The sequence below is a fragment of the Candidatus Brocadia sp. genome (genome assembly GCA_021646415.1).
Lineage (GTDB): Bacteria > Planctomycetota > Brocadiia > Brocadiales > Brocadiaceae > Brocadia.
Map to the genome: position 1 here is coordinate 182,298 of SOEU01000003.1, position 26,002 is coordinate 208,299.

Annotated in this window: 28 protein-coding genes and 1 pseudogene; 5 read left to right on the forward strand and 24 right to left on the reverse strand. The window is 42.4% G+C overall.

Features of this window, described 5'->3' with window-relative positions; genetic code table 11:
* Positions 1-38: 38 nt before the first annotated feature.
* From E3K36_04580 to E3K36_04590, 3 genes are all read left to right on the forward strand, one after another.
* Entirely contained in the window at positions 39-1,706 is a 1,668-nt protein-coding gene (locus E3K36_04580) for a hypothetical protein (GenBank protein MCF6154525.1), read from the forward strand.
* A gap of 184 nt (positions 1,707-1,890) precedes the next feature.
* The gene (locus E3K36_04585) at positions 1,891-2,547 is read left to right on the forward strand and encodes a DUF4338 domain-containing protein (GenBank protein ID MCF6154526.1); all 657 of its coding nucleotides are present in this window, start codon (positions 1,891-1,893) and stop codon (positions 2,545-2,547) included.
* A complete protein-coding gene (locus tag E3K36_04590; GenBank protein MCF6154527.1) occupies positions 2,373-2,681 on the forward strand; it encodes an ISAs1 family transposase in 309 nt (102 codons plus the stop codon). Before E3K36_04585 ends, E3K36_04590 begins: the two co-directional genes overlap by 175 nt.
* Here E3K36_04590 and E3K36_04595 read toward each other — a convergent pair.
* The 11 genes from E3K36_04595 to E3K36_04645 form a co-directional block, all read right to left on the reverse strand.
* A complete protein-coding gene (locus tag E3K36_04595; GenBank protein ID MCF6154528.1) occupies positions 2,666-3,073 on the reverse strand; it encodes a (deoxy)nucleoside triphosphate pyrophosphohydrolase in 408 nt (135 codons plus the stop codon). The two genes, E3K36_04590 and E3K36_04595, sit on opposite strands and share 16 nt — an antisense overlap.
* Positions 3,074-3,172: 99 nt before the next feature.
* Positions 3,173-3,814, reverse strand: coding sequence for a hypothetical protein (locus E3K36_04600; protein ID MCF6154529.1), 642 nt, complete (start codon positions 3,812-3,814; stop codon positions 3,173-3,175).
* A 24-nt stretch (positions 3,815-3,838) separates the two neighbouring features.
* Positions 3,839-4,882 (reverse strand): hypothetical protein, encoded by a 1,044-nt coding sequence (locus tag E3K36_04605; protein MCF6154530.1) that lies wholly within the window; start codon positions 4,880-4,882, stop codon positions 3,839-3,841.
* 153 nt (positions 4,883-5,035) lie between these two features.
* Positions 5,036-6,217, reverse strand: coding sequence for a methionine adenosyltransferase (locus tag E3K36_04610; GenBank protein MCF6154531.1), 1,182 nt, complete (start codon positions 6,215-6,217; stop codon positions 5,036-5,038).
* A gap of 26 nt (positions 6,218-6,243) precedes the next feature.
* Entirely contained in the window at positions 6,244-6,519 is a 276-nt protein-coding gene (locus E3K36_04615; GenBank protein MCF6154532.1) for a universal stress protein, read from the reverse strand.
* A complete protein-coding gene (locus tag E3K36_04620; GenBank protein MCF6154533.1) occupies positions 6,483-6,710 on the reverse strand; it encodes a universal stress protein in 228 nt (75 codons plus the stop codon). The genes E3K36_04615 and E3K36_04620 overlap by 37 nt, the downstream gene beginning before the upstream one ends.
* A 173-nt stretch (positions 6,711-6,883) precedes the next feature.
* Positions 6,884-7,348, reverse strand: coding sequence for a universal stress protein (locus tag E3K36_04625; protein ID MCF6154534.1), 465 nt, complete (start codon positions 7,346-7,348; stop codon positions 6,884-6,886).
* A 37-nt stretch (positions 7,349-7,385) separates the two neighbouring features.
* Positions 7,386-7,901, reverse strand: a complete 516-nt coding sequence (locus E3K36_04630; protein ID MCF6154535.1) for an ATPase — start codon at positions 7,899-7,901, stop codon at positions 7,386-7,388.
* Between the two features lie 55 nt (positions 7,902-7,956).
* A complete protein-coding gene (locus tag E3K36_04635; protein ID MCF6154536.1) occupies positions 7,957-9,543 on the reverse strand; it encodes a DUF1957 domain-containing protein in 1,587 nt (528 codons plus the stop codon).
* A gap of 3 nt (positions 9,544-9,546) precedes the next feature.
* Positions 9,547-10,371 carry a DUF4912 domain-containing protein gene (locus E3K36_04640; protein MCF6154537.1) on the reverse strand — a complete coding sequence of 275 codons (825 nt, stop codon included), beginning with the start codon at positions 10,369-10,371 and terminating at the stop codon, positions 9,547-9,549.
* 97 nt (positions 10,372-10,468) lie between these two features.
* Positions 10,469-10,660, reverse strand: a complete 192-nt coding sequence (locus E3K36_04645) for a hypothetical protein (protein ID MCF6154538.1) — start codon at positions 10,658-10,660, stop codon at positions 10,469-10,471.
* Positions 10,661-10,761: 101 nt separating this feature from the next.
* Between E3K36_04645 and lysS the strand changes: the two genes are divergently transcribed.
* Together lysS and E3K36_04655 are read left to right on the forward strand one after the other, a co-directional pair.
* Positions 10,762-12,192 carry a lysine--tRNA ligase gene (lysS, locus tag E3K36_04650; GenBank protein ID MCF6154539.1) on the forward strand — a complete coding sequence of 477 codons (1,431 nt, stop codon included), beginning with the start codon at positions 10,762-10,764 and terminating at the stop codon, positions 12,190-12,192.
* A 127-nt stretch (positions 12,193-12,319) separates the two neighbouring features.
* Positions 12,320-13,198, forward strand: a complete 879-nt coding sequence (locus E3K36_04655) for a hypothetical protein (protein MCF6154540.1) — start codon at positions 12,320-12,322, stop codon at positions 13,196-13,198.
* A gap of 201 nt (positions 13,199-13,399) precedes the next feature.
* On the opposite strand, the gene E3K36_04660 is transcribed toward E3K36_04655, so the two are convergent.
* The 13 genes and pseudogenes from E3K36_04660 to E3K36_04720 form a co-directional block, all read right to left on the reverse strand.
* On the reverse strand, positions 13,400-13,861 hold the full coding sequence (locus E3K36_04660) for a hypothetical protein (protein MCF6154541.1): 462 nt from the start codon (positions 13,859-13,861) through the stop codon (positions 13,400-13,402).
* 306 nt (positions 13,862-14,167) lie between these two features.
* Entirely contained in the window at positions 14,168-14,470 is a 303-nt protein-coding gene (locus E3K36_04665; protein MCF6154542.1) for a hypothetical protein, read from the reverse strand.
* 488 nt (positions 14,471-14,958) lie between these two features.
* Positions 14,959-15,250, reverse strand: a pseudogene (locus tag E3K36_04670) (type II toxin-antitoxin system RelE/ParE family toxin).
* The gene (locus tag E3K36_04675) at positions 15,247-15,471 is read right to left on the reverse strand and encodes an addiction module protein (GenBank protein MCF6154543.1); all 225 of its coding nucleotides are present in this window, start codon (positions 15,469-15,471) and stop codon (positions 15,247-15,249) included. The pseudogene E3K36_04670 and the gene E3K36_04675 overlap by 4 nt, the downstream one beginning before the upstream one ends.
* 545 nt (positions 15,472-16,016) lie before the next feature.
* Positions 16,017-17,360, reverse strand: a complete 1,344-nt coding sequence (locus E3K36_04680; protein ID MCF6154544.1) for a 2-hydroxyacyl-CoA dehydratase — start codon at positions 17,358-17,360, stop codon at positions 16,017-16,019.
* 7 nt (positions 17,361-17,367) lie between these two features.
* Positions 17,368-19,281, reverse strand: a complete 1,914-nt coding sequence (locus E3K36_04685; protein ID MCF6154545.1) for a hypothetical protein — start codon at positions 19,279-19,281, stop codon at positions 17,368-17,370.
* A gap of 28 nt (positions 19,282-19,309) precedes the next feature.
* Entirely contained in the window at positions 19,310-19,699 is a 390-nt protein-coding gene (locus tag E3K36_04690; GenBank protein ID MCF6154546.1) for a hypothetical protein, read from the reverse strand.
* Positions 19,700-20,110: 411 nt separating this feature from the next.
* Entirely contained in the window at positions 20,111-20,683 is a 573-nt protein-coding gene (locus E3K36_04695) for a CvpA family protein (GenBank protein MCF6154547.1), read from the reverse strand.
* 69 nt (positions 20,684-20,752) lie between these two features.
* Positions 20,753-21,880, reverse strand: coding sequence for a hypothetical protein (locus tag E3K36_04700; GenBank protein ID MCF6154548.1), 1,128 nt, complete (start codon positions 21,878-21,880; stop codon positions 20,753-20,755).
* Positions 21,861-23,165: a 2,3-bisphosphoglycerate-independent phosphoglycerate mutase gene (apgM, locus tag E3K36_04705; GenBank protein ID MCF6154549.1), complete on the reverse strand. Its 1,305-nt coding sequence runs from the start codon at positions 23,163-23,165 to the stop codon at positions 21,861-21,863. The genes E3K36_04700 and apgM overlap by 20 nt, the downstream gene beginning before the upstream one ends.
* Before the next feature lie 129 nt (positions 23,166-23,294).
* Positions 23,295-23,852, reverse strand: a complete 558-nt coding sequence (locus E3K36_04710; GenBank protein ID MCF6154550.1) for a Fe-S-containing hydro-lyase — start codon at positions 23,850-23,852, stop codon at positions 23,295-23,297.
* A gap of 26 nt (positions 23,853-23,878) precedes the next feature.
* On the reverse strand, positions 23,879-24,736 hold the full coding sequence (locus tag E3K36_04715; GenBank protein MCF6154551.1) for a fumarate hydratase: 858 nt from the start codon (positions 24,734-24,736) through the stop codon (positions 23,879-23,881).
* Positions 24,714-25,727 carry a GNAT family N-acetyltransferase gene (locus E3K36_04720; GenBank protein ID MCF6154552.1) on the reverse strand — a complete coding sequence of 338 codons (1,014 nt, stop codon included), beginning with the start codon at positions 25,725-25,727 and terminating at the stop codon, positions 24,714-24,716. Before E3K36_04720 ends, E3K36_04715 begins: the two co-directional genes overlap by 23 nt.
* Positions 25,728-26,002: the final 275 nt, after the last annotated feature.

A 26,002-nucleotide genomic window follows, 5' to 3' on the forward strand; every position in this document is an offset into this window, starting at 1 on the left:
TTTCATTTCCTGCAGAATAGAACAAAATACGCCATTCCATGAAAGAGGAGTTTTTGCCCTCTTTTTTTATTTCAGGATCGTCAGGATTTCCCGGCACTATGCGTGATAAGATCTATACCTATCTGAAGTCTCAGAAAACAGGTGCTACCAGCGGGGAACTGGTGGAACAGGTGTTGAAGATTAAAGGCGCCCCACCCAATATCAGTGAGACACTTATACGGACTGCTACAGCCGGGGACCGCAGGTTTGTTGTAGACGAAAATCATCTCTGGAAGATTATTGAAAGAGGGGGTACACCCCTTTCAGAGATAAGGTTTGTTTTCCTGAGCCTTCTGACATCAGATACCGTTGAAAGACCAAAAACAATCATCGAAATAAGTGCACAAAAACCAGGAAATGATAAAACAACAGACCGTCTCCATCTCTTCATAAAACCGGCATCACCAGCCCCATCGACTCTTTGCTTACCAGCAGATTTGACACAGGAAATGAAAGAAGGCGTTCCTGCAGAAAAGGCGATGTGCTCTCTCATTGATTTCTGCGGAGAAAGTGTTTTGGTTGGTTATGATATTCAGTCATCCATTCACCAGATCAATACAATATCGAATACATTGGATAAACCAATGGAAAACTCATACTTGTGCTTAAAGTCTTTAACAAAGAGACTTATTCCAGACCTTCATCCGAAATCGCTGAATGATGTAGCCACCTTTTTTCAACTTCCCGTAATGGATATCCGGCGTACCGAAAAAGAGATTGGTACTATTGCCGATATCTTTTCCCGGTACACGGAACTCTTAAAAGAAAGGGGATTGAACACGGTAGAAGATGTCCTGGAATTCCAGCATCCCGATATCGAATATGTTGATTTTAGTAAATATGCCTTTGATAAGGGCTTTCTGTGGGCCATTCCTCAGAAGCCGGGCATCTATACGATGAAGGATAAACAGGGAAAGATAATTTACGTGGGCAAGGCAAAGAATCTGAGGACGCGGGTGAGTTCCTATTTCTGGAATACGTCAGACAGATTGCAAAAGATAACCGATTTGTTGCGTAACATTTACAGCATTGAATATGAGACAACCGGCTCTGAACTTTCAGCAATGCTTCTGGAATACAGATTGATAAAACAACACCAGCCAAGATTGAACCAACAGCTCGAAGTGCATGAAAGGGCAGCCAGGTATGGAAACCTGAAAAATCTCATATTGATATTACCCTTTTCGCTGGAGGAAAGTTTGGAGTTGTTTTTCGTGAAAGATGGTCTGCCATTAGAACGGTACGAAGTTTTAAAAGATGCCGTGAACTTTTCGGGGGTTGAAAAAATCTTAGATAAGATGTATTATGAAACCGCAGGAACAAGCGCCTCACATGCAAAGGATAACGGAAATTTCCCCACCCCTTCCTCCCATCCCATAAGAAGAGAAAAAACGAAAGGAATAGCAATTTCCCCCTCCATGGATAGGAGGGGGAATGGGGAGGAAGAAAAGGTATTTTCCGATGAAAATATTCAAAATGATAATACCCTTACTGAAATTGAAACGGGAGAAATAGACATCGTGCTGAGTTGGTTAGAAACAAAGAAGGATCACGTAAATTATGTCAACATGGATACCGTTTGTACCAAAGAGGCATGCCTGAAACTGGTGAAGGATTATATTCGAGACGAAGAAACGCCTCATCAGAAACATTTCCGGTTAAAGTGATGATTATACGAATCAAAAACGAAGCATCGCCTTAAAAGGATTACGCATAAGCGGTAATTCACCAATTCGTGAAGGGCAAATTCTTACTGGTGCGCTGTTTAACGAACCCATTGCCATTCTCATGGTCGTTGGTTCGCATTGATTGGTGGTCTGCGGCTGCATTCAAGTGCAAGGTACGTGACCAATGGATGGATGGCCTTCTTTTCTCCAGTACAAACGTCTGTCTTTTCTTGCCAATAACAGCCGTTTCCTGATCTTACCCGATATCCGCATACCAAACCTTGCATCTCATGTCCTTGCTCTGAATCTCAAACGGTTATCCTGCGATTGGCAAACCTTCTACGGTCATCCCATTTATCTTGCAGAAACGTTTGTTGGCCCGCAGTACTTCAAACGATTATCACAAATCCCTGACCCACGCACGCCACGAGGCAAGCGGCACAAAAAGCTTTCTGTACTAACAGTTGCCATTTGCGCACTTCTGTGTTCTGCCTCGAACTATGCTGCAATTGCACAGTGGGCAAAGTCTTGTACGCAAAACATGCTCAAACGGCTGGGCTGCCGGTTCAATAGAAAGACCGGGCCGATACGAACCTCCCAGCGAACCCACCATCAGGCGGTCTTACAGGAAGTCAGCGCCGAAGCCGTTGATACCGCCGTGTACGGTTGGCTACAATCTCTTTCAGGGAAAGACCCCTATGCGGCGCCCACCAGCAAGACGGCCATAAAGTCCACCTCCTCTCTGCATTTCTCCAGCAAAAAGATGTGGTTATTGCCCAATGCGCCGTTGACCGCAAAACCAACGAAATCCAAGCCCTTCGCACCCTCCCTGACCCGTTAGATATCAAAGACCGTGCGGTGACCCTCGATGCCCTACATACCCAGAAAGATACTGCACGGTATATCGTTGAAGAAAAAATGGCTGATTACCTTTTTGTCGTAAAAAAATCAATCTACCCTCAAACAGAACAATGAGTCTTGAGAAATTCCCTGTATAACTGTATCACCGGCACGTCTGCTTCTGCCCAGTCGAGGGTATGAAGTTCCTGGGGATTTAACCATGCAAATGCGGCATGTTCATGAAGCGTGATTTCTCCGGCAATAATGGTACAGATGAACGGATGGAGTGTGACTGAAAATGTCTGGTAGCTGTGCGTTACAGGGGGAAGGGGATGGCCTATGGCAGCTTCTATGCCCAATTCTTCCTGCAATTCGCGCCGGAGACATTCTGTAAGGCTTTCCCCGTTCTTAATCTTGCCGCCAGGAAATTCCCATTTTAGCGGCAAACTCATATATCTGCTCCGCTGTGCAGAAAGAACTTTCCGTTCCTTCTCAATAATTGCACAAGCGACGTGAATATGTTTCATGAAAGAATACGTACCCGGTTATTGAGGGGAATGAAAAAGGCAATAAACAAATGTATGCTCAATTGCCATGAGCATACTTGCATATTTCCTTAGTCAAAATCATTTTAACTCAAACACTACGGTGACAGGGGCGTCTGCCTTAATCCCGACCTGCTGATCAGGTGCCTTGAACCGTTCATTCCACACCTTCAGAATGTACTCCCCTTCGGGCACATTCGTGATGGAAAATTTCCCTTCCTTATCGACCCTTGCAAAGTACGGATTTTGGAGGACAAGGACGTAGGCCAGCATATCGACGTGCACATTACACCGGATGGAGGCAACCCCTAATTTGTTAAACGTGAACGGCCTTATTTCGCCCTTAAGCCATGTTCCCAAATTAAAATTATCTGCCACTGCATCAGGAGAATAGACATTGTGCTGAACCAGATCGCTGTTAAGAAAATCGACGGTAGTCCCTTTTAGCAGGGGAAGCACATGGGGAATAAAGGTCATGTTTTTTTGATCTATGACGGCATGTTCCTGCGGGGGCTCAAAAACATCTGGTACATGCTCGATATAGACAATGGTATCCCTGAGATACTTGGCCTTTTTGGCCTTAACGGTACCATTGATGATACCCTGGCCTTTTTCTCCGGCAAATGCATGAAAAGTGGAATTTACTGTGAGAAAGGATACCGCTGCAAAAAAGACGGTGAGTGCCTTCGTATAAACCCATTTATTTTTCATCAGCATAGACATCAAAATCTCCTCTTTATAAAAACATCATGGTTTCTTCTGTAACAACTCCAAAAGGAACAATAAGAAATATCCGACTAATAAAACGAACCACCCAAAGGTCATGATAAAATCCATTGTGGTAGAAAGGGATATGGAAAAATTCTCAGCGATCATACTGTAAATATCTTCCAGTGTGTCAAGTGTCTTGTTAATATTTATCTTCCATGCCTCCAGGTGGAGTTTTTTTGCTATCAGGTTAAACAACCGGGCAGAATACCAGTCTCCAATGAGTTTAATATGGCGTTCGGTGGCTGCAAATTCCTGGATGGATTCTGTGCGAATCTGTATAATTTCACGCAAGGAATGCCTGATTTTGCGGGAATTGAGCCACGGTATTTTCTTTATTGTGGCCTTTTGTAACAGGTGTGCAGCCTTCTCTAATCGTTCCTCTATCTCATACTCCAAAAGCCTCAATTTCAATAACTGGAGATTGGCAATCTCCAAAAGTTCGATATTGCTGGCAAAATCACCGCGAGGATCGAATACAAATGCCCCATCCCATTCCACAATCGTTATATCGTCCTTTGAATATTTAATATTAAATTTGAGGGTCGCATTAATCTCTTCTTCGTCTAAAGGTATGCGTTCAGTTTTCAGGAGTCCTGTAATACTATCCTTATGTTTCGAAATAATGTCTTCCGGGTCCCCCTGGTAATCAGACACACAGTACACGCTGTACTCTTCATCAAAATAAGGATCACAATGATATTCCCACAGGATAGCCCTGCATTCAACAATGAGACTTCGTTTGATATCAAATACATGTTCACCTAAGATATCCTCCAGATCAACAGATGCCTCCACGATGACAATTCCTGGAGGACAGAACTTAACCAATAAATCGACCTCTCTGGATTCAACAATTCTTTTTTCAACCTTGGCCACCATCTGCGTTGGAATCACATCGGGATATGAAGGAGAACTCTTGGCCTTTTTGATATCGACAATTTCTACGGTATCGACATTGATCTCCGTAATCCCCACAAGAAATGAGACCAGGGTGCCTTTGACCTCTGGATTGGCAACCATAGGCTAATCCTCAATGAATCGGTAATAATTCACTATGGATAAACTGGAATTCAGCTGAGTTAAAGATGTAAGTTACAAGTTGTCAGTTAAAAGCTATCGCTTTGAATCGCAAACTTGTAACTTACAACTTTCACTTTCTCAGCCAATCTCACACTAAAACAGTGAATAGCGTCTTTCCAGAATTCCCGTCCACAATTGTGGTATTTGACCGAGATGCTTTTTTATAATACCCCTGCATTTTTCCTCCAGTATCTTTTGGGCAAGACTGGAGCGGATTTTTATATGGAGAATTTGAGGTTCCGTAATAGGCATCCCTATCTGGCTTACCAGATAGCATTCAACGCCGTCAATATCAGGGTCGTTAGCTACCTCTGCCGATATTTCACTGGCAACCAGATTATACAATTTCCCGGTGTGAGTAATAGGATTTTTCCCCGCTGTGGCCTCAAGTGTCATTGGTCTATATGGTGTAATCAACCCATTTGCCCTGTTTCCCCTGCCCACCTGACCATCATCCCCGCATTCTGCACTGGTTCCTGTCACCGTTAAATAAACAATATTTTTTTCATAATTATCTGCGGCATTGATTGCTACAGTAACCTCATGGGACGTCAACTTTTTCACAAATGCCCGGATATATTCGAGCAGTTCCGTTTTCATGTGAAAATACTCATCTTTTGAAGAAACAAATCTTGAAACAAAGGCCATGGCAATTGTAAGGTTTATCCGGTCGTTTATTCGTATACCCATGATTTTTATGTCCTCGCCAATCATGGGATAATTCCGTTTCACTTCCGCAGAATTGAGAAATTGTTCCGTGTGATAAACAAGCGACTCTGTTTCTGTCAAGGGTGAAAAACCAACACCAATCGAGGTATCGTTTGCCAGGGGAATTGAACTATCAAATGTCGCCCGCAGGTCCACACTGCCGGTTCGAATCTTTGTTTCCACAATAACATTTTTTTCAGGCTCCAGGAACCGCAACCGTTCTTTTAGCCACCTGTGGGTTGTTTCCCTGGCAATCTCTTCCAAAGGCACCTTTTTATCTCCCACGATTTCTACAGCCCGGCCAACGACAATTATCTGAATGGGAATTATTATCTCACCTCCCCCAAAACAAACCTCAGAACGTCCACCAACGAGAAGGCATTTATCAATATTATGATGGAGTACCCTGCCGAACCTTTTCAGATAGTGCCCGGAAAAGGCAATACTCAGCTCTTCAGCCACACGATCGCATAAGGTGTCTGGATGGCCTAGTCCTTTGCGTTCGACAATCTCAATGGCTGATTGTTGAACCGGTACATCTTTTGTCTTTTCAATAATTATTTCCATCGTGAAAAGAGATATTTCCTAAAGTTTCATGGTACTACAAATTCGTGTTCGGGATGTTTCACGCACAAGACGGGGCAGGGGGCATGTCTCACAACCTTTTCTGCCGTGCTTCCAAGAAATACATGGGAAAATCCTGTTCGACCATGTGTGGCAATGGTTATCAGATCAATATCATATTTCCTGGCGGCCCTAATGATTTCCAGGAAAGGAGTTCCCCGCATAATAATATTTTCAACCTTACCCTTTTCCAGAAATTGCGCAGGTATCAGGCGTTGCATTCTCTTTTGTGCTTCCTTTTCCATGTTATCATATATTTCCGATAATGGGTAAGCCGATATCCCCCCAATCCGACAGGAATATTCAATTCCGTGATTACATGCAGTACATATAATTTTGCTTCATGCGTGGACGTAAGAGATACTGTGTATTTTAAGGCGTGTTCTGCACATTCAGGGAAATCTGTAGGAAAAAAAATCCTTTTAATTGAGACCATAGCATGGTCCTCAGACAAAATTTTCGATTTGCGATGATGACAGGCAAGGACGCCTATCCCACGAAGACGGCTTGTGTAGGGTGCGTCCTACGCACATCCCCCATACGTTGGATTGTTTTTGGTGCGTAGGACGCACCCTACAGGATTAAAATTCTTTGAACATCAGGTGCAACTCACGGTACTACAAATTCGCGTTCGGGATATTTGACGCACAAGACCGGGCAGGGAGCGGTTCTCACGACCTTTTCTGCCGTACTCCCCAGAAGCGCATGAGAAAGCCCCGTCCGACCATGTGTAGCGATGGTAATCAGGTCAATATCGTATTTTTTGGCGGCCTTGATGATTTCCTGGAAAGGTGTTCCCCGTATAATAATATTTTCAACTTTTATCTTCTCCAGGAATCGCTTGGGTACCAGACGATGAATATTCTTTTTTGCCTCCCGTTCCATATCATCGTACAGTTTTGATACCGGAAAGGTCAATCCCCCGGTGCCAACAGGAACATTCAGTTTCGGAATTACATGCAGGATGTAGAGTTTTGCCCCCCGTTCTGAGGCAATATCCAGGGCATACTTTAAGGCATGTTTCGAACATGCAGAAAAATCGGTGGGAAACAGGATTTTTTCGATTTTAATCATAACACAGACTCCTTAGTAAATTTTAAAGGCAGGGGTTTTACCGTCTCCACTCCACACGCATAAATTTTGTATTCTCATGTTTTTTGTATTCCACTTCGCCATCATAAGCCTTAAATAAAATGGATCCGATGCGATACGCCAGCCTGCCTTCTGTTGTAAGGATTTCAACCTCGTTGCCTTTTTCGTTGATCTTCATGATCCGCTTTAAAGGATTATATTTCTTCGAGCGTTCATCTTCATTATGAATAAGATTCATTATTTCCTGTTTGTGCTGTTGCAGGAAATCGCCCTTCAGTGTTACGACACCACCCGGCACATTTTCCTGTATCTTTTTACAAGCAGGACAGATTACCCAATTGATATCTTTCGCCGCTTTTTTTTCCTTATAAAGCTTGGGATCAAGAAACCATTTCTTTTTTTGATAAACGGCAGTACAATCCTTACAGATGGCAACCTCAGGCAGTCCAGATCCCTTCGGGGGTAAATACGGATCGTTCTCTGCATAAACTTTATCTCTGGTATGAGGTTTCCCAACCTCCTTTGGCACTTTCATTCTATCCATTACTCCTTTTATAAAAAATAAACAAAAAAGTAAACTATTCTATGCCCTATTGATAGATATGATAATCGATATCCGGAAAGATATTATCCTTGCCTTCGATGTCAGAGAGCCATACAGCATCGATACTGCTGGACCGAATATCATCATAGAGCTTCGTAAAACGGAAGAGGTGTTCTTTTGTTCTCTTTACGGCGTATTCCACCATCGTGCCAGTCTTCATAATAAATGCCCAATCGCTGCTCTGTGCCAGCAAGAGTTCCCTTGCAGCCTGATTAAGCGCCCGACCCTGTAACGAACCTTTATCTGCGTGCAGATATGTCTTCGCTAATTCAACCATACGCTCCGCTGCTTTATGGATGTGCCGGTAAATCCAATCATTACTACCGTTCAGCCAGTATTCATGGTATCCCTTGTACCCCCAGCTCGAAAGAGAGGGCGTGGAAACCTGATTAACGGGATATATTTCAAGATATTCCATCGGGGTAATCAGTGAGATCGTCTTTTGGTCAAAGGCAATCTTCCGAAACAGAAAATTGATCCAGTGAGGTCCCTCAAACCACCAGTGACCAAAGAGCTCTGCATCGTAAGGAGCGACAACAATGGGTTTCCGGTCCATTAGCGAGGCCAGGTACTCTACCTGTTTCTCCCGGTTAAACATAAAATTTCCTGCATGTTCAGCGGCCTTGTCCATCGCTTTTTCAGGTGAGTACGGTTCCTTGTGATCGGTCTTGCCGGTAATCCGGTAATATTTGATGCCGATATTGGTGCGCTTGCCGTCACCGTGGAGATACGGTCTTACATAATCATAATCGAGGTCAAAGCCCACATCCCGGTAAAACTCACGGTAGAAAAAATCACCCGGATATCCTTCTTTAGCACTCCAAACCTGTTTCGAAGATTCCATATCCCTGCCAAAGGCAGCCACGCCGGATGGACAGTAGACGGGGGCATAAATACCATATTTCGGTCTCGGAGAAGCAAAGAGAATTCCATGTGTTTCGGTAATAAAAAAGTGAATACCTGCCTCCTTGAGAATCCGGTCTACTCCCGGCTCATAGGCACATTCAGGTAACCATATTCCACGAGGCCTTCTGCCAAAATGTTTCTCATAATGATTTACCGCCACATGGATTTGGGCACGCATGGCATTCACATTATTATTCATAAGAGGCAAATAACCATGGGTAGCCCCGCAGGTAATTATCTCCAACTTGCCTGCATCCTGAAATTTTTTGAAGGCATTTACAATGTTCCGATGGTATTTTTCTGAAAAAACGTATCGCGCGTCGGTAAAATGGCTGTGATACATCTGCGCAAGCCGGTTAAATTCTGGCTGATGCTTCGTTCTTTCGATCTCCTTTGCTGAGAGTTCTATCCGTTTTTCAACATAACGAATATAACGGGATTGCAAAAGTGTGTCGGTAAGCATCGAGATCAGCGGCGGGGTCAAAGACATGGTTATGCGGAAGTCGATACCATCATCGATCAGCTTGTCAAAGACATCAATAAGGGGGACGTAGGTTTCGGTAATGGCCTCAAAAAGCCAGTCTTCTTCAAGAAATTCGGCGTATTCCGGATGACGGACATACGGCAGGTGTGCGTGAAGAATTAATGACAGGTAACCTTTTCTCATAAGTTATTTTTTTGAAACAGTTAAACCACTCAAAGACTCAGGTGAAGACACACCTTCTTTTAGTATTTCCTGCCATCCCTTGTGTGCCCTTGCAAATACAGATTCACTGATACCAATGCCAGTCGGGGCATATATCTTTTCATAAAGCTCCTCGATGCCCATCCATTTTTCGTCAACTACCTCAGACACGCTCGTACGGGGAGTTCTCACCGTATTCGATCTGGCGAGGATGCGAAATATCCCATGGGAGGTGAGGAATCCAATATCCACGCAAAACGACCTGTTCGGTTCACCCACATGAATATACCAATTTCGAGCGCCACCGGTCACTTCAATATCAAAGTACTTATGGGCATTGTTACCGTCGAAGATAACATCCGTTACGTCATAAACCCTCAATACAATTTTCGCACCATGCCCCATGCCGCCAAGCGTATTCAAAACGCTATCCATTGCCTCTTTTTGAATCTCCCAATAGGTAAATAACCACTCCGGATCCCGCACCATCAGCACGATTCGATTATCCCCGTAATTATCGGGAAGTTCCGGAATTTCCGGAACATAAATAATCTCTTCCCTTTCAATCCTTACCTGAGGTTCTTCAGGCTTGACGGGCAGCGCTTCCGGAGCAACCGGCCATTTATCCTCGCCGGTAACCCCCCATTCCTGTTCTTCTGCCTGTCTTTCTGATGAGATATCAGCCATACCAAAAAACCTGTCCCAGATCAGGCCTGCGAAATTTTTGATCTTCTTCCAAAGTATCTCGCATAAAGCCTTGATGATCTCAAAGATGAGCTGGAAGATTTCTTTGATACTATCTTTTTCCATAATTCTTTACTCCTGAAAACACCCAGAATTTTTTCATTATTTAAGCAATTATGAAATGCGGACTTAACAAAAACCCAACACGAAGTACAGGTAAAAATTATACCTTAAATAACAGCAAACGGTCAATAAAATTCATCGTCATGGAATTTAAACGGTTGAAAATGCGAAACAATGGCTTGTTATCATCACCTGGTTCATCCGTAGTAATCACAGGAAACCCCGTTTGCAAAATTCGGTTACCTGTTTTGGTAAAGATGGTAAAGAATGGCAAGGCAAAATCAACAGCCATTTCCCTTGACTGTCTTTGTATTACTGATAAAATGAGTAAAATTTTGTGGCCTTTATTTTACATTGTCGCTGTATGTAAATCTTTCCGGGATACAAAACATTATGGAAAATTTTGAACAAGAACGCCTTGAGAAACTCCAAAAGCTGCGTGACAGGGGAGTGGAGCCCTACGGGAAACGATATGACAAAACGCAACCCATAAAATCAATTTTGGATAGCTTTGTAGCAGACCGGGACGATATGAAGGTTAAGGCCGCCGGACGCATCTCCACCATGCGTCCGCATGGGAAGACTGCATTCTTAGATATGAGAGACTGGACGGGGAAAATACAGGTGTATATAAAACTCGATAAGGTCGGCCCGGAGAAATTTGAGATATTGAAATTGCTTGACCTTGGCGATATTTTGGGCGTTGAAGGCGCCCTCTTTAAGACCAGAACCGGTGAAATCACGATTTATGCGGAAGATTTTACTATCCTGACAAAATCACTGTTAACACCGCCTGAGAAGTGGCACGGACTCAAAGACGTGGAGTTAAGACACCGGCAGCGTTACGTCGATTTATTTACCAACTCAGAGGTAATGGAAACCTTTTTGAAACGTATTAAGATCCTGAAGTACATTCGAAGGTTCTTAGACGATCGTGGCTTCGTAGAGGTAGAAACACCAATGATGCAGTCCATTCCCGGTGGTGCCGTGGCAAGACCTTTTATCACGCATCATAATGCCCTCGATATTGATCTCTATCTGAGGATTGCACCGGAACTGTATCTGAAAAGGTTGCTTGTTGGTGGAATGGAACGAGTCTATGAGATCAACCGCAATTTCAGAAATGAAGGCATTTCTACGAAGCATAACCCTGAATTTACCATGATGGAACTGTATCAGGCCTACAGCGACTATAACGGCATGATGGAACTTACGGAGAGCCTGGTGACATCACTGGTAAAAGAACTGTATGGTGGATATGAGATACCTTTTGGGGAACGGAAGATTGATATGACGCCGCCCTGGCGTCGTGCCACATTTTCCGAATTGTTAAAAGAATACAGCGGTGTGAGTTTTGAGGACGAAGCAGGTCTGGCGAGAAAATCAAAGGAATTGGGACTTGAGACCCAGGGTGTTGACAGAGACAACATGGCAAACAACATCTTTGAACAGATGGTAGAGCAGGCATTGAACAATCCCACCTTTGTATTAGACTATCCTACCTCAATTTGTCCTTTAACAAAGGCATGTGAATACGACTCTCGTTTTGCCCAACGGTTTGAACTGTACATCGCATCTATGGAAATTGCCAACTCTTATTCTGAGCTGAACGACGCCCTGGAGCAGGATAAGAGATTCCGGGAACAATTAGGCACCGAGGCCGATATTACCGGGAAGATAGATGAGGATTTTTTGACTGCTTTAAAATATGGCATGCCGCCAGCCGGTGGATTGGGAATTGGTATAGACAGGCTTATTATGATTTTAACGAACAATGTTTCCATCAGGGAAGTCATCCTTTTCCCGCTTCTTAAACCAAAATAAAGTAAAATAATGCAGAATAAACCACAAATTGCGCAGATTTCACGGATAAAAATTTGAATACCTGTGGAATTTACTAATCTAAAATCTGTGTAATCTGCGAAATCTGTGTTTCCGTGGTCAATGAAAAATGACAAAGATTGATGGGCTTTTATCTGTCGCAATCTCTCTGGATATCGACCCTGATGCCAATTGCGCTGTCGAAGGACGGCATGATGCGCTTTCTTCTCCAACAGAACATGACAAGATAAGCGTCGAAGCCTGCAGGAAGGGGTTGCAGAGGATCCTGGAATTATTGGATATATATGACATAAACGCCACGCTATTTTATGAGGCGAGGACGGCTCAGATGCTTGTTACAGAAGGGGTGAATTTACACACGTTGTCTGAAAGACACGAAGTGGCTTGTCATTCGTTGAAACATGAGGATTTTTTAGGAAAAATATCAGGCATGCCTATGGAAGAAGAATCTATTGAGGAAGTTATAACGAAGGCAAAGGATATTCTGGAAAACATTTTTGAAAGAGATATCAAGGGGTTTCGTGCGCCTTATACCCGAATCAATCGGACTGTGGTGAAAGTCTTAGAACAGCTGGGATTCCAGTACGATTCCTCCGAGACGGTAGCTGTGGGTACTGAATGGACAGGGAATCCGTTTCCCCTGGAAATATTTGATTCAAATCTTTTGGAACTGGCGTTGCCTTCTTTTCATGATAAAAAGGGTAAGAGGATGTCTTCTTACTTATGGGCCATCTTTGAAGGCCGAAGGGTTTCTGATGATTATGTTGATGCGGTTTTGCGGGCAAGAGATGTAGCCAAAGGCGGGCTTTTCATATTTTCGATCCACCCCTGGCATTTGTATGTAGATTGTCAGGGAAACCCATTTAACGGGGAACAGGTACAAAAAAATTTAAAGAATTTAGAATATATCCTTTCCCAAGTAAAGCAGATGGACGGTATTCAAATGCTCAGGCAAGACAAATATATGGAAAAATGGTTAATCAAGTAAGTTGTGATAGGCAAAGTAAAATCTGAAAATTATCTAATCTTCTCAATAAAAGCCTTTGCGGATTTCAAAACCTCTTTGACCACGCCAACAAATATGCTTACCACAAGTCTCCTGAATATATGTAACGACAATGCTTACCTGCCGTTATGAAGCGCAATGGAATAGCGATCAGGTGCAGCAATTTCTTATGCAAAAATAAAATTAATCATCTTTTGACATTTGGTAACCACAGTATTGACAAACGCCACTATAATCTACACTCTCAATTTCAGGTATACCTTCTGCATTTGCATCCTTAAACAATTGCTCCAAGTCAACATTTGTATCAGGCCAACCATAATAGCCTAGCACAGCTTCAGCAGCTTGTTCAGGCCTAAAGATATCGGCTCCACATCGGTAACACCCTTGAATACCGTCTAATTCTGCTAATGCTTCCGCAGGAATTTCTCCTGACTGGAGCATCTGTATAAATTTGTCTAAAGTTTCAGGCATTCCCGAAAGAGCCTCTTTGCGGGCAGTTGCTACTATCTCATCCCATTCATCTTGAATTTGTTTTCTTACAGCTTTTATGCCTGTTGTTAAAGACGATTCGGTAGCGATCAATGCACTAAAGATAACCCATTCCGAATGTTCTAATGAGAAACCTCTTATTTTAAGTGCCAATTTATCTACGGTCTTCCGTAATCCTTCATCATTTAATAACTTACGTACATCTTCAATTGTTTCCGTTTCAGCTTCATATAATGTTTGGATCCAACCAACAAGTGTCCATTCAAAAATATCCTCTCCAAATTTGTCTTTATAAAGTAAGCTTAGTCTCTGTGGAGAAATTGAATCTGAATCTTTAATTTCATCTGCTTTGGGTGGACATTTATTAAGTTCATCTCTTATAAGTTGAGCGATTTCATCAATAGCTGATAGCTGAGTTGAAAGTGCCTGGGCCAGCTTCAGAATACTCTGGGGTGCGTTCTATCCGTAAAGATCTTCACGGGATAATCTAGCCCAAGTATCTTGCGCAAGAGTTCTTATTTGAATTTCGCAAGGTATTGGTTGTTCTTTTGATTGAAAAATATTATATAGTGTTCTTACATGCTTTGCTCTGTACCCAGTCGGAGACGGTGATGATACCAAATCTTTAATTTCTAATACCTTTAGAGTTGACAAATCATGCTGAATCATTTCAATTAAAAGGTCAATATCAGACAAGTTATTACAAACGGTCCGAATCCCAAGCAAATCCTCAGTGCGTGTAAAAACTTCAGAAACAGGGATGTTGGCCTTTTGTGCATTTTTCCAGACTTTGTAAGGACGCTAACTCTGGCATCAGTGATTCTACCTCTCACACCTTTACGAGCAGCCAATTGACTTAGTCTTTGTTGGCGTTCTGACTTGATTTGTTCTAAAGTTTTTTCGAAATAAGAATCCTTAGTTTTATATAGATCTAGAAACTCTTTTGGAACTTTTCTTCTCACTTAACTCTCTAAAATTCAATAACAGGTAGGGCAGGGCATTGCCCGCCATAATCAACCCACGCTTCCAAAGTGGCAGACACCCAAACATTTAACGACGAATGTCGTATACGCACCACCCCAAATTACCAATTATCTGTCAAAAACCATTTAGATCCAATCCTTCATGCAGTATCCCCGATTGCTCAATTTTGGTAGGCGGTGCCTACCCTACTTGGTTAACGGCGAAATTGAGCGGCAACCGCAGATGGCGAGAAATGTGCGAATACATTTGTCTTGTTAGGCATTTATTTAGATTCTGTGTTTCCAGTATTTTGGTTCTCTATGTAAATGCATGACTGCTACAATGTATACCTCTTCTTTCTCTTCTGAATATAAGATTCCATGTGGAAATCTTCGAACTAACGACCGCCTGATATCTTTCTCTATAACCGGCCAAACTTTTGGGAAAGATATCGTTCTTTCAATAAGTTGAATATACCTCAACAGCGAAGTCGTATCCCAATCCTGATTCCTTTTCTTCATAATACTCAATTGCTTCAATAAATTCTATTTCTGCTTCAGGATGAAATGAATAGTTCATTTTGAGAACCTATTCAAGATTTTTTTAAATACTTCTTCATCTGATACTGCTTTCACTTTACCAGAACGGAGTTCCTCAAGTCGTCGTTTAGCAACTGCTGCCCATTTTTTATTTATTTCTGATTCCGGTGGGTTTAAACTCTTTAATAAAGAATCAATAACCATTACCCTTTCTTCAACAGGTAATGAAATTGCTTCTGCTATAAGATCTTTTGTTTTCATATTTCTCTACCTCATATGATTTATTTTATACCTAACACCAAAACTCATTTGCCGCTCTGGAGCGCTAATGGAATAGCGGCCAAGTGGAGTGCCTTGTTGTTATGTTAATTTCTTTCTTGTTCCGTTTTCAATTTTTTTCTAAATTGCATAGCTGCGGCACTCAGTTCTGCAACAGACGTATTCTATAATTGCCAATATAGTATTGAGTAACATAGTGGGTGTCAAATGGTTTCTAAAAACCATTTCATTTATCAGAAATGCAGAAGGCATTCGTTAAAGGAAAATATGTGCCTTTCCAGTTAAAGTGGATCTCGGATTGTTGTTCGTTTCTCAACGGGTATAGTGATGTTATTATGCGGGGAATGAAGTGACTAAAAAAGAGGGCTTTTGTTTTCTTGATCAATCTTGGCACTTGTATGGAGATTATCAGGGAAACCAATTTCACAAGAATCAGATGAGAGCCGATCTACAAGTAAATGAAGAACGATTTGAAGAGCGTTTAGTGTCTTAATGGCTTTGTGGCATGAAAATTCCTGTGCATTAAATCAGGCTACACCGGCTTCGGTCATTTCACGCTGCGAAAGATTCGTGGTAGCCTTCCTTCCACGTAACATTTCCAAAAAGCCTTCAATCCTTGTGGAAAACTGTCCCGGCATGTAGTTGTGATCGTCAACACAATCCCCATCAAGACTGAGGAGTGGATAGCCAATCTTGTTCAATTCCCTTTTCAATGTTGGAACAGCGGCATTATTCCTCCTGCAACCCCATGATGAGAATACGACCACACCATCCACTTGATACTCCCGGGCAAGCTTCTTGGTTACTTCAATACGGCGTTCTAACGGACCATTATAATGGCTGGTAATAAGTTTCCTGGCCAGACTTTCGTAAGGTTTCTGCGGGTCCAGTTTGTCCCAGTAAACATAATTTGTTTCCTCAAAGACGATCTTAACCCCCTGCTCCTGTTCTAACTTTGTTAAAAAATCAATTTTAAAATACGGTTTTAATTCCAGCCAGAGGATTCTGATCTGATCTTTCGGAGATATTCTGTTTGCATTTCTTTTATTCTCTTTGGTCTTTTCACGCAGTTCTGCAGCCAGGCTGGAGAAAAACTCCACTGACAACTGAGAACCAATTAATAAATATCCGGGAAACATAAACCCCAGGGCATTGCTACCCTGAAGGGGGCAATAGGGATCTTTTCTCAGTTCATTGATTTCGAGCATCTTTTCCCGCGTCTGGTTCGAGTATTCAATCGCCTTTTCAAATGCTGCCTGATCCATCTTCCTGCCCGTCACTTCCTCCAGTCGCTGAGTAAAATCCTCAAGCTGTTTCGTAAGGTATTTGACGGAATAGTCATCCGCTTCGTACGGTACATCGATAACGATGGTCTCTTTTCCTGTCACAGACTCGCATATCTTCATCGTCTTGGTGTTGTTATCGCAGAGCGTCGTGGTGGCTACCTGAAGGATGTTTTTGGGAAACAGGTTTCTGAATGTGTGTCCGATTGCCGACCGGTGAAAGGAACAGATATCAGTGGGAACTCCATACGATTCGGCCTCCATGAGCCCCCGCGAACTTTGCCCCAGACCCGCAAAGAGTGCAGCGCCAATTTCCAGGCAAAAAGGATAGAGTCCCATAGGAAACAGAATTTCTGAGGGAACAAACATTGTTGTCCAAACAGTCCGTTTGGTGTGGGCAAATGCATTATATAAATGCTTTACACCCACGCGGGTCTGGACATGCAGGGAAACCAATTCCTTCTTTTTGTTTCCACGGCAGAAAAAATAATATACTTTCAAAAAACGCAAAAGTTCCCTGAATAAAATCGGGGAAACACGACGAAGAAATGGCTCTGTCCATTCCTTAAACTTACGAATTGATGCCATGTTTCACTTATTCTTTCCTGGAGGTGCTGGTTAATTGTTCAAGAAATGCCTCAACTCTGGTTTTGATTTGCCCTTCGCTACTTAGGGTATAATCGCAATTGAGATGAAGGAGCGGGATATTTTTTTCATGGAACGTCTTTTTAATCATGGGATAATCCAGGAGATTATGGTCACAGAATTTTAGGGTGTGATAAATTGCCCCGTGAATCGATTTCTCCTGCATAATGGCCAGTACTTTATTAATCCTCTCAAAAATATTGACCATACGGGAGCAGGGAGACCGCTTGATATATCTTTTGGCGATTGACAGAATGGGGTCGTCGCTGATATGAATTTGGGCATCAAAATATCTGCTGCCGTTGCACAAATCCTCCGCAACCACCTTGGCTCCTGCATCTTCTATAATCTTCATAATCTTCTCATTTTCCATAATACTTCCCCAGACGAAGAGTCTTGGTATGTCCCGTGTATCACATATACCTTCCCTTTGTTTCATAATGTTGGTTAAATAGGTTTGGAATTTTTCCGGAACTGCATTGACACCCTTCTTTAACAGGGAAAATATCTCATAACCGGATTGCCCGATATATCCGCTCCAGTACTTTTGCAAAAATAACCTGACCTTCTCCCTGACCGCATTGTACAGGGTAATACTCTGATTGATATCGTCGTGGTGGATTTTGAGTGTAAAAAAGGTTTCCAGCTTTTCTTTGAAGTTTTTGAGCAAGTTTGCATAATAAAAAACTGCGGCATCGTCGGTATTTTTGGGAATATCCAAAATATAGTTAAACGACTTTTTCCCTTCGTCCAATTTCACCCACGCATCATAAAGCCGTCGCATCCCGTCACACGAGTTGACAAATACCATTCCTTTAAAATCTTCCAGGTTGCCATTGATTTTCTGATCAACAACGGCCTTGATATAAGGGCAGATGTTGCCACAAAGCATTTCATTTGCGGCGCTCGATTCCTGTTCAGAACCCTTGATTCTGACCGGATGAAATCCGGCAGCACGAATAAGTTCCACCGGAGTATACGAACAAAAATAACCTATTTTCGGCAAGGTACTGTCTTCGACCGAAAATTCCGTAATGGATGCGCCAGTGGATGAATTTCCAGAAACAGACACAGAAGTTTGAATCTTTGACTGTGCCTTTTCAAGTGCAATTAATGCGGCTCCAAGCGCTCCGTTGATTTGAGGTTCTTCTGAAATCTTGATTTTACATCCAAGATTCCTCTCCAATTCTGTTACGACACCGATATTCTTTGCAACGCCGCCTGTCATAACAATCTCTTCCTCTAATCCAATCCTCTTTACTTGTGCTGTGATGCGTTTGGCAATTGAGATATGTAATCCCCGGCAGATATCCGCAGTTCTGTGATCTGCACCAATAAGGGATACCACCTCGGATTCTGCAAATACTGTGCACAGACTACTAACAGAAACGTTATCCTTTCCATTCAGTGAAATCGGCCCCATTTCTTCCAGATCTATCTCCAGGGTTCTGGCCATAACCTCGAGGAATCGGCCTGTCCCGGCTGCACACTTGTCATTCATAACAAAGTCAAGAACGTTTCCATTCGCATCGACCTTAATGACCTTGCTGTCTTGCCCGCCAATATCAATGATAGTCCTGGCCTTCGGGAAAAAAAAGTTTGCTCCTTTGGCATGACAAGTAATTTCTGTCACAACTTCATTGGCAAACGGTACTTTTATACGCCCGTATCCGGTAGCAATAATATAATCAATGTCTTTTTCCGACAATGTATTTTCGGTTAGTATCTGACAAAAAGTTTTATCCGCTGCCTTTTTGCTGCTGGCACCGGTAGGTATGATTGTCGAGGAAAGGATTTCCTTTTTATCATTTATCAGAATTCCATTGGTGGACATAGAACCAATATCGATTCCTATCGCATACATTCTACGAAATCTCCTTTTTTTATAATGGTTATTCAGGTTCGGGTTTGGGTGGCAACGTACTCATCCAGATATTGAATACGAACAAGCCGGCAGAAACCACTTGGATACCAGCAAAAATTTCTGCGAGTGGATGTATCGGGCGGAAAGATACCAATCCTACAAGACCGATATTCGCAAGGTAGAATTGAAGATTTCCCAATTTAGGATAAGCAAGCGGTGTTCCTGAAAATCTGGGTAAGATATGATATCCGACCCCATAAATCATCATAGACATCCACCCGAGAAGGTTCAGGTGGACATGGGAAAAGAGTAATTGTGCCGGATAGCTCCTCATAGAAATCATAATTGTGCCAAGTATGGCCGCAATGAAAAAGTAAATCAGGCTTGCACGCACAAAATTTTTAGAAAGAGGACTCATATATTTGAAAACCCCCCTGGCAAATGTACTAATGATAACAAATGAATCTTTATAAAAACATCAAAAAATTGAGCATATATTAAAAATATGGATTGTCAAACAAAAAATTGTAATGGCAAAATAAAAATTAAAAAATGCAAATTGCAAAATTAATTTTTCATTTTTAATGACTCTTCGTTTCACGTCTGCAAGAACAGAAAACATTTCCCTGGAGGTTCTGCTATCGCTGGTATACTCACACGGTTTTATTTTAACAGATCACCTCTCCATTTACCCAATGAAGCGGCAATGAGTTATCTTGAGGATTTACGGAGGAATAAAACGACCATTTCTCATGAACACGATCTTGAGGAAGTATTGGAGGAAAATAGATAACTTGTGACAGATTGTCTGGTAATAGGAGTTTGAAATTTATTCGGAATTTGTTTCCTTGAAATCTTCATCTTCATTTGGCTTTGCTTCTTTCGATACATTCTTTTTTTTGATACTGTTCGCATACCCCTTGATTTTGTTTGAGACGTTCTCCGGAATACTGGAAATGATGACCTGCATGCCTTTCCCAATCTGAGTTGCAATCTTTGAGGTATGAACCGTATCACAGGTCGATTTGCCGCAAAATAGCAAGACGCCAAAAATAATCACACCGCAAAATATAAGCCCTTTCAGACTCCCCAACAATCCACCCAACAACCTGAGCCCAACCCCTATTCCCCATTTCCCTATGATCCTTTTTACAAGGTCGGTAATAATATACGTGGCCATGAACGCAACGCCAAAGATGATAAAATAACCTACTAAGCTGGCCGTGGATGGGGTAAAAATGCCCCTCAGGAAGTTACTCAGGACATCGTGAAAAAGTAACGCCGTAAAGAAAGAGATCAGCAGACATCCGATCCTGAGGAATTGAAGTAACGGACCACTGGCAAACCCAAAGACCGTTGCAAAAAACAAGATGGCAAAGATTGAGTAGTCAATCCAATTCATATCTAATTTAAAACAGGATGCAGATTTTCGCAGATTAATACTGATAACTACTTTCTCACATGAAATATCTTACGGTAAATTCCCGTCTTTTTTCTGTCCTTTTTTTGAGGTGCGTAAAAATTCATTGACCAAACCTTTGAAAACATTTTCCAGATTCTCTTTGTTCAGTTTAACAACAACCTCAGGGTCTTCGGTAGTGCCCCGAATTTCTATTGGTAACTCATTTTGTTTCAGAACTAACTCCGCAATTTTTTCTGCATCCTTCCCCAGATGTTCTTCATTAAATTTAACCACCGCATCGTAAGAGATTGTTCCTTCAAATTCAGCCATGCCAGACGCGTTCAGGCTCATGAGCGGACCCTGAATATCCATCTTTTGGGTATAAACCTTGCGGTCTTTAATCTGGATTAACGCTACCATCGAATCAAATGAATAGGAATTTTTCCCGCCCATGATTTCCAGGATGGAGGATAATAACTCGTTACCACGAATGTAACCATCCCTTACATCGAGATTAATATCAGCAACAAGCTTCTCGTTAAAGGCTTCCTTCCCAAAACCCTTACCCCGCAGAGAACCGGTAGCGTTCAAAAGACCCCCTATTTCACCTCCCTTGACTGCGAATATTGGAAGAAGATCGATCGCCGGAAGATCCTGGGTAATGTGAATGTCTTTTGCATCAAACGAAAGATCAAAGACCGGCTTTTTTTGATGGAGATCAATTATCCCCTTCATGGTAGTTGGGCCTTCATTTACACGGAATCGTGCGTGAGTAGAGACAACGCCATCTATGAATGAAAATTTATCGGTAACAAGGTCTTTTATCAACAACCGATTTTCATAGTTGATCTGCTGTACGGAAAGTTTTTTAATGATAATCTTTTTAGATAATAAAGGGAGTAACTGAAAAGTGCTTTGAATATTCTCAAAACGTATTGGAGAATTTTTGTTTTGTTCCTGTTTTTGAACAGTAAGATAAGCAATAGTAATACTGTTGGGCCGGTGAAAAGAAACAGGGCCAATCTGATTGATATATTTGAATTCATCTTCTATTATCTGAGTAACTTTTTCCTGTACAAAATCTTCGGAAACAAATACCTGAGTGATCAGCATAACACCCAAAACAATGCAGAATACGATTCCACACGATAGTATAACCTTCTTTACCCAACTCCTTTTATTTTTTTGTATTTGCATATTTAATAAGTAATGGCAGAAGCTGTGTACCGTGGATTTTCCCAATTTTTCCGGTTAGACAGGCCTTTTCAGAAAAAGAACGTGTGGTATCCGGTTTGACGTTTCCACCGCAGATAAGCAAAGGTACCGGATCGTCAGAATGCGATTTTAACCGGCAGGGTGTCGAATGGTCCGCCGTAATTGCAACAATGGTTTTGTCGAGGTCTATACTGTTTATTAATGGTGTAAGATAGTATTGGTCAATTGCTTCAATTACGGCCTTTTTCCTGATTGCATCGCCGTCATGACCAGGCACATCGGGCCCTTTAATGTGGATATAAAGCCCGTCATAATTTTTCATATGTCTGATAGTCATATTGGCGCGCAGGGTGTAATCTTTCTCCAGGTCTTTTGTTGGAGGGGGGATTGGTACAATCTTCATACCGGTAAGTAACGCAATCCCTTCTTCGGTTGGCATCTCCACAAAACAGCCAAAATTTTTCTTAAATCTGGTTTTCATACCGGGAAGCTTGGGGAGGTGGTCACCGGCATCCCTCAAGAGAACGAGGTTTGCGGGAAGGTATCCCTTCTGAATGCGATTTTTATTAATCTCTGACTGATCCAGCACCTCACAACTCTTTAAGGTAAACTCATTCACCAGAAGAGCAGATCGATAGGCCGCTTCAGTATCCGGACAATCTTTCGTGGGCATGCAGTATTCAACGATATTATCAAAAGTCCCTGTTTCCTTTGCAATGCCCAAAAGGCCGTGTTTTATATAAGCCGGATCGGTGTTGGTAACATATCCGGAAAGTTTATCTTTATTACCCCGGATAACCAATACGCCCCTGTATTCGAGGGTATTCTTAAAGGTAAATGTGGCTGGTATGGATTCCAATTTTACTTTCTTTTTTATTTCTTTGCAGAGTTCTGTGGCCTCTTCCGTAGAAAGATTTCTGCCGACGCGGCGGTCTTTTATTGTTCTCCCGGTCCCCCTTGTTGCAAAGTTTGCACGAAAGGCAAGATCACCGTCATTGATCTTTATTCCCGCGGCAAGCGCTTCTAAAGGACCGCGACCAGTATAATATTTCATGGCATCATATCCCAGGATACTGATCACCGCAATATCGGATTCCGGCGCAATGTCTTTTCCTACCGTGTACATCAATCCGGCCTGCCCTTCCCTCGCCAACATGTCCATTGACGGAGTAGATGCCGCCTCTAAAGGCGTGCGATTTCCAAGCTCTTTACAAGGATATTTTCCATCCCCTAGACCATCCAGCACAATATATAAAATTTTTTTCATGTCCAATGTCTCCTTGTATATGTTCGGTATTGTCAAACTTATCTCAAGAACTGCATAAAATAAGCTATAATTGAATTTAGCAGGCTTTTTCGCCTGTAATTATCATTTCGACTCCTTCGCTTTCCATTTTCATTCCTTTTTATATTTTGCAACGCCTTCTTTGTAGAGATCATTTCCATATATATCATTAGCAACTACCGCAGGAAAATTTTCTACCTCAAATCTCATGATAGCTTCCGATCCTAGGTCTTGATAGGCAATAATTTCAACCTTTTTTACAGCCTTTGCCAACAACGCAGCAGCACCACCAGTAGCAGCAAAATAAACCGCCTTATAGTATTTCATGGCCTCAATGACAGCATCAGAACGATTACCTTTGCCAATAGTAGCCTTTAAACCTTTTTCCAACAACCTGGGCATATATACATCCATACGATAGCTGGTGGTAGGACCACAAGACCCTACAGGCCTGCCAGGTTGTGCGGGGCTCGGCCCCACATAATAAATAATTTGGTTCCGAATATCAAAGGGTAACTCCTTATCCTGGTCAATAAGTTCTACAAGTCGTTTGTGGGCCGCATCCCTGGCTGTGTAAATAATACCACTTATAAGGACTCTATCACCAATCTTGAGGCGTACAATACTATCGTCCGTCAGAGGGGTTTTTAAAGGGATTATATTTGACATAAAATGTGAATTTTACCAATAAAAGTTCAAGCACCCAAAACAACCGTTTTAACGCGGTGCGCATGGCACTCGATATTAACGGCCACAGGCAGGCTGGCAATGTGGCATGGATAGCGTTCCACATGGACGGCAAGGGCTGTAATCCAACCGCCCAGTCCCTGTGCGCCAATGCCTGAATCGTTTATCCGTTCCAGTATTTCCTGTTCTAAGGTGACGGTATCAGGATCACCTGGTTTTGTTCCTAAAGGTCTCAAAAGGGACTTCTTGGCAAGCATGGCCGAGTAATCGAATGTGCCGCCGATACCCACACCCACGATAATGGGCGGACAGGGATTAGCCTTCGCTATCTTTACAGTTTCTACCACAAAATCAATCACCCCTTCCCTGCCATCAGCTGGTGTTAACATAGCAATCCGGCTCATGTTTTCACATCCCCCACCCTTTGCCATGAAGGTAATCTTTATGTGATCTCCGGGAATAAGTTCCGTATGGATAATAGCCGGCGTATTATCTCCCGTGTTGACCCGGTTAAGAGGGTCTGCAACCATGGATTTTCTCAAAAAACCCCTTTCATATCCCTGGCGAACACCTTCATGAATGGCTTCGTAAAGACGTCCACCCGTAATCTCCACATTCTCTCCCATCTCAACAAAGACAACGGCAACCCCCGTATCCTGACATATGGGCATCTGGCATTCACGGGCTATCTTTGCATTTTCCAATAATTCAGCAAATACTTCCTTTGCAACGGGAGAACCCTCTGCTTCATATGAATCCCTCAACGCATCAAGAACATCCACATTCAAATTAAAATTTGCATCCTGGCAAAGATAAGATACTTTCTCAATTATTTCAGACGCACTAATCCTGGTACGTGTAACCATAGCGTATCGCCTTTACGTTTTCATCGAGAAATTGTGAAGGAAATTCAGAGGCAAAATTTACCGTCTCGATATTAATACCAATCCTGCTCAATAACCTGCCCAGGGCAATCATATTAACAAAAATAGGGCTGTTAAACTGTTCTATGGCAAGTTTCTCAAAGGGAACACGGTCGCTCACAGGGCAGCGGAGTTCACACTTTTTGCATTCCCCTTCACAGGCAGATGCCTCGATAAGCACGTGCTTGGCACGTACCGCAGGATCCGGTGTCTTTGAAAGTTGAAGCCCGATATCAGCCTCCTCAAAAAATGGCACTTCAATCGGATCATCAGAATATACAATCTCCGCCCGTATGTTACCTCCACGCACGGTGGCATCGTAAACAAGATTCAGGGCCACCTCTTTTCCCAATTTTGCTAAAATATTGGCCAACACATGTGCCATCAGTTTGATACCCTGACCTGCCTCTCCGGCCAGGACAATCTTTTTCGCTTTAAATTCCTCAGGGATTGGGGTAATCTTCCGCACCATAAGTATAATTCCCACCCCAAAAAATCTGCGATCAATAAAGGATACCTCTTTAAACCCATGCTTTTGAAAAAGGTGATATGCCACCTTCTCGGAAGGATAGGTAAACAGCTTTGCCTCATGGCAGCCCTTTTCCATGAATCGCTTTATCGTCTCCTCCAGAAGTTTATCTCCGCATCCCTTTTTCCTGTATCCCGGCGCCAAACCCATCCAGTGGAGATTCCCCACACCCTCTGATACCCAGGCAAACACAAAACCTACAACCTTTCCATCCTCCTTACCAACAAGATAGACGCATTCATTGTTGTCGAGACGATTTTTGACTTCTTCCACAGGGTAAATGTCCTTGAAGTGCAAGCGTTCAATCTCAAGACTCCTGGCGTGCAATTCGTCTATGATGAGACGGAAAAGGTTGACAGCCGCTTCAACATCAGGTTCTGAGAGGTTTTCGATGATAAAAGTCATAGGGAAAAAGGAATAAATCGGTTGTTGAGAATTTCGTACCAGGTTCAGCTTACCGCAGTCATCATGCCGCTAAGATTGGGGAGATGCAACAGTTCTGCCTGTATTCAAATGGGCGTATAACAACCCCGTAAACTGTTACAAGGAAATTAATAAATTAAAAAAAGAAATTAAAATTACAGAATTTTTATTTGCTTCATCCTGTTTAGTCTGCGCTCTACAAACCGCTTAAATAAAATGAAATTTCCTATACAATTGAACTTAAATTATACAAACAG

What these genes read in the sequence shown, in the direction of transcription:
- E3K36_04625 (MCF6154534.1), bottom strand. Translation starts at nt 7,348, where the DNA reads ATGATTAAAATCGAAAAAATCCTGTTTCCCACCGATTTTTCTGCATGT.
- E3K36_04595 (MCF6154528.1), bottom strand. Translation starts at nt 3,073, where the DNA reads ATGAAACATATTCACGTCGCTTGTGCAATTATTGAGAAGGAACGGAAA.
- E3K36_04685 (MCF6154545.1), bottom strand. Translation starts at nt 19,281, where the DNA reads ATGTATGCGATAGGAATCGATATTGGTTCTATGTCCACCAATGGAATT.
- E3K36_04690 (MCF6154546.1), bottom strand. Translation starts at nt 19,699, where the DNA reads ATGAGTCCTCTTTCTAAAAATTTTGTGCGTGCAAGCCTGATTTACTTT.
- E3K36_04680 (MCF6154544.1), bottom strand. Translation starts at nt 17,360, where the DNA reads ATGGCATCAATTCGTAAGTTTAAGGAATGGACAGAGCCATTTCTTCGT.
- E3K36_04580 (MCF6154525.1), top strand. Translation starts at nt 39, where the DNA reads ATGAAAGAGGAGTTTTTGCCCTCTTTTTTTATTTCAGGATCGTCAGGA.
- E3K36_04635 (MCF6154536.1), bottom strand. Translation starts at nt 9,543, where the DNA reads ATGAGAAAAGGTTACCTGTCATTAATTCTTCACGCACACCTGCCGTAT.
- E3K36_04700 (MCF6154548.1), bottom strand. Translation starts at nt 21,880, where the DNA reads ATGCAAATACAAAAAAATAAAAGGAGTTGGGTAAAGAAGGTTATACTA.
- E3K36_04630 (MCF6154535.1), bottom strand. Translation starts at nt 7,901, where the DNA reads ATGAAAGTGCCAAAGGAGGTTGGGAAACCTCATACCAGAGATAAAGTT.
- E3K36_04605 (MCF6154530.1), bottom strand. Translation starts at nt 4,882, where the DNA reads ATGGTTGCCAATCCAGAGGTCAAAGGCACCCTGGTCTCATTTCTTGTG.
- E3K36_04715 (MCF6154551.1), bottom strand. Translation starts at nt 24,736, where the DNA reads ATGGTTACACGTACCAGGATTAGTGCGTCTGAAATAATTGAGAAAGTA.
- E3K36_04720 (MCF6154552.1), bottom strand. Translation starts at nt 25,727, where the DNA reads ATGACTTTTATCATCGAAAACCTCTCAGAACCTGATGTTGAAGCGGCT.
- E3K36_04620 (MCF6154533.1), bottom strand. Translation starts at nt 6,710, where the DNA reads ATGGTCTCAATTAAAAGGATTTTTTTTCCTACAGATTTCCCTGAATGT.
- E3K36_04600 (MCF6154529.1), bottom strand. Translation starts at nt 3,814, where the DNA reads ATGTCTATGCTGATGAAAAATAAATGGGTTTATACGAAGGCACTCACC.
- E3K36_04615 (MCF6154532.1), bottom strand. Translation starts at nt 6,519, where the DNA reads ATGGAAAAGGAAGCACAAAAGAGAATGCAACGCCTGATACCTGCGCAA.
- E3K36_04610 (MCF6154531.1), bottom strand. Translation starts at nt 6,217, where the DNA reads ATGGAAATAATTATTGAAAAGACAAAAGATGTACCGGTTCAACAATCA.
- lysS (MCF6154539.1), top strand. Translation starts at nt 10,762, where the DNA reads ATGGAAAATTTTGAACAAGAACGCCTTGAGAAACTCCAAAAGCTGCGT.
- E3K36_04640 (MCF6154537.1), bottom strand. Translation starts at nt 10,371, where the DNA reads ATGGAAAAAGATAGTATCAAAGAAATCTTCCAGCTCATCTTTGAGATC.
- E3K36_04645 (MCF6154538.1), bottom strand. Translation starts at nt 10,660, where the DNA reads ATGGCTGTTGATTTTGCCTTGCCATTCTTTACCATCTTTACCAAAACA.
- E3K36_04695 (MCF6154547.1), bottom strand. Translation starts at nt 20,683, where the DNA reads ATGAATTGGATTGACTACTCAATCTTTGCCATCTTGTTTTTTGCAACG.
- E3K36_04655 (MCF6154540.1), top strand. Translation starts at nt 12,320, where the DNA reads ATGACAAAGATTGATGGGCTTTTATCTGTCGCAATCTCTCTGGATATC.
- E3K36_04675 (MCF6154543.1), bottom strand. Translation starts at nt 15,471, where the DNA reads ATGAAAACAAAAGATCTTATAGCAGAAGCAATTTCATTACCTGTTGAA.
- apgM (MCF6154549.1), bottom strand. Translation starts at nt 23,165, where the DNA reads ATGAAAAAAATTTTATATATTGTGCTGGATGGTCTAGGGGATGGAAAA.
- E3K36_04585 (MCF6154526.1), top strand. Translation starts at nt 1,891, where the DNA reads ATGGATGGATGGCCTTCTTTTCTCCAGTACAAACGTCTGTCTTTTCTT.
- E3K36_04710 (MCF6154550.1), bottom strand. Translation starts at nt 23,852, where the DNA reads ATGTCAAATATAATCCCTTTAAAAACCCCTCTGACGGACGATAGTATT.